This window comes from Cellulomonas sp. IC4_254, assembly GCF_011603975.1.
Taxonomy (GTDB): domain Bacteria; phylum Actinomycetota; class Actinomycetes; order Actinomycetales; family Cellulomonadaceae; genus Cellulomonas.
In genome coordinates this window covers 1-2,957 of sequence record NZ_JAANNB010000301.1, presented here as the reverse complement: position 1 = coordinate 2,957, position 2,957 = coordinate 1, and the positions used below count along the sequence as shown (strand labels likewise).

The window sequence follows — 2,957 nt, the reverse complement described above, 5'->3', positions numbered from 1 at the left end:
GCGGACCTGGTCGAGGTGGCGGCGGGGCTGTACGGCGTGCCGCCCGCCGAGTTCACCGCGGCGCGCGCCGTGGCCGTCCGGGACGCCCGTGCCGACGGGGACCGGGAGCTCGCGCGGGCCGTGGGCGCGCTGCGCAAGCCGTCCTCCGCGGCGGCCGCCGTGAACCTCCTGGTGCGGGAGCGGCCTGAGGACCTGGGTGCGCTGCTCGACCTCGGGGTGCGGATCCGGGAGGCGCAGGCGGCCCTCGCGGGCGCGGACCTCCGGGCGCTGCACGCCGAGCAGCAGCGTGCGGTCGGCGCGGCGGCGGACGCGGCGCTGGACCTGCTCGGCGGCGGGGCCGGAGGCGCGGTGCGCGGCCAGGTGGAGGCGACGCTGCGGGCGGCGATGGGTGACCCCGACGCAGCGGCGGCGGTCGCGACGGGGCTGCTGGTGCGGGACCTGTTCTCGTCGGGGTTCGAGCCGGTCGACGTCGCGGGCGCCGTGGCGGTGCCCGACGCGCCCCCGCTCGCAGGCGCACCGGGTCGGCGGACGCCGCTGCGGGCGGTACCGGCGGAGGAGCAGCGCGCACCGGCGGACGAGGCGGGCGCGGACGGGACGGACGCCAGACCCCGCCGACGGCGCGGCCGGCTGCTGACGGCCGAGGAACCCGAGCAGCCGATACGTGCGGTGCCCGCCGGGCGTCGGGGTCGGGTGCGGGTCGCCGAGGACGACGCGCAGGAGGATGTCGGCGACGAGGAGCGGGCCCCAGGCGGCGGCACGGACGAGCCGGAGGAGACCGTCTCGCTGCCCGGTCGGCGGCGGCGCGGGCGGGTGCGGGTCTCCGAGGACGACGACGGTCCCGGGCACGCGGCCGGGTCGCGGGACGACAGCCGCCCGGGGGAGGAAGCGGCCCCACGCGAGCGCCGGGGACGGGGGAGCACCTCCCGAGACGGCACGCGCACGGCTGCCGCCGCCGGGCGCGAGCCGCGCGACGCCGCCGCCCGCGCCGAGCGCGAGCAGCGTGAGACCGCCGCCCGCGCCGAGCGGGAGCGTCGCGCCGAGGCCGAGCGCGAGGCCCGCGAGCGGCGCCACGCCGCCGCCGTGCGCAGCGCGGACCACGACCTCGCCCTGGCCCGGGAGGAGGCCGACGCGCGTCGCGGCGCCCGGGACGAGGCCGCCGACCGGCTGCGGGCGGCCGAGGAGCGGGCCGAGGAGCTGGCGGGGACGGTCGCGCGCGCCCGGGACGAGATCGAACGGCTGCGCGCGGCCCTGGCGGCCGCCGAGCAGGAGGCCCGGGAGGTCGGGCTGGAGGTGCGGCATGCGCGCTCGGCCCGGACGGCGGCCGCCCGGCAGGCGGAGCGCGCCGACCAGCGGCTCCGTGCGGCGGAGGCGGCGCGGGACGCGCTCTGAGCGCGCCGGGCGGTATCGGGTCCGGTGGGACCGGGGTCACTCGTTCGCGTTGACACCCTCCGCGAGCCCTTCTTACGCTGACGGGACGGCACGCCTCGGAGCGACGGGGCGCCCGTGGCGGGAGCCGGGCGCAGGTGCCCGGCGCGACCGGCGCGCACCTCGTGGGTGGCGCGGCTCCGGCGCCCCCGGCTGGGGACGACGGCGACGACGCCGCTCGTGACGCGGGCACGACCGGCCGTCGCGGGACCGGGACCTCCCGGTGGCCGCGCCCACGCGGACCAGCGACCCGCCTCGCCCAGGAGCCCCCGCGATGCCGTCAGCGCCGCGCCGCCCACGCCACCGGCTGGTCGGGCGCGCGCGGCTCGGCCGGGGCGCGGCGGTGGCCCGGGCCGGCGCCCGGGTGACGCTGGCGGCCGGGCTCGTCGCGGCGCTCGGCGCCTCGCTGACGGGCGGCCCGGTGCCGGGCGGGACCGGGACACCGGCCGAGGCCGCCACCGAGCGGGCCCCGTCCGCCGCCGTCGAGTTCGACCCCGTGCGCACCGCCGACGCCGACGGCGCCCGGTGGACGGCTCGCACGGCCGCGGAGGAGCCCGCGGTGACGGCGGCCTCGGCGCTGCTCGCCCGGGCGGCGCTCGACGCGGCCGCCGGCGTGGAGCCGCTGCGGGTCTCGCCCCGGCCGCTCGACGACCTGCCGGGGATGGACGCGGCGGTGGTCCGGCTCACCGACGCCTGGGCGGAGCCGGCCGCGACGCCCGGCGACCGCGTCGCGTCGGCGCTGCGGGTGCGGGCGGCCGCGGGCTCGGTGTTCCGGCTCGCGCTGGCCGTCGAGCGCAGCGTGCCGGTGGCGGCGGACCACGCCGCGGGTGACGCGGCCGGCCTGGAGCGGGTCGAGCTCGCCGTCGGGGACGCGACCCGGGCGGCCGCCGAACTCCCGGTGCTCGACGGGCGCGTCGTCGGCGCGCCGGTGCGCACGGGTGGCGGCAGCGCACGCCCGTCGGGGCTGCTGGCGGACGGCACGGTCGACCCCGCCCTGCTCTGCCCGGTGCCGTTCGCCCCCGGCGCGCGGCTGCGCTGCGACGCGGTGGTGGCGCTGGTCGCCCTGAACGAGCAGTTCCGCGCGGACCACGGGACGGACCTGCCGGTCGGCAGCACCTACCGGACGTACGCCGAGCAGGCGGCGCTCAAGAGCGCGAAGGGCGGGCTCGCGGCCCCGGCCGGCCTGTCGCACCACGGCTGGGGGGTCGCGGTCGACTTCGCCGGGTTCGGCGGGGTCGGGCAGTTCGACTCGCCCCTGTACGCCTGGATGGTCGCGCACGGGCCGGCGGCCGGCTGGGAGCACCCCGCCTGGGCCGGCCCGGGCGGCTCCGGACCGCTGGAGCCGTGGCACTGGGAGTACACCGGGACGCCGGCTCCCGCGCCCGGCGCCCCGGGCACGCCGGCCGCCGGCGCCCCCGGCACCCCGACGGCCGCGCAGGGACCCGCCGCCGACTCTTGAACACCCCGCCCGCGCGGTGGTGTGATGGATCGTCTCGCGCACCCGGCGTGCGCGCCGCCCCGACGTCGTCGTC

2 protein-coding genes are annotated in these 2,957 nt (G+C 81.7%); both read left to right on the top strand.

Translation table 11 applies throughout. From position 1 onward, the window contains the following. Positions 1-1,389 (top strand): hypothetical protein (locus tag G6556_RS18105; protein ID WP_166944442.1); only part of this gene is annotated, 1,389 nt, incomplete at its 5' end. A 310-nt stretch (positions 1,390-1,699) separates the two neighbouring features. Continuing rightward, positions 1,700-2,884 (top strand): M15 family metallopeptidase, encoded by a 1,185-nt coding sequence (locus G6556_RS18100; RefSeq protein ID WP_166944440.1) that lies wholly within the window; start codon positions 1,700-1,702, stop codon positions 2,882-2,884. The last annotated feature ends 73 nt before the right edge of the window (positions 2,885-2,957 follow it).

Bases quoted from the DNA above. Each gene is read 5' to 3' on its own strand.
- G6556_RS18100 (WP_166944440.1), top strand. From the start codon at position 1,700: ATGCCGTCAGCGCCGCGCCGCCCACGCCACCGGCTGGTCGGGCGCGCG.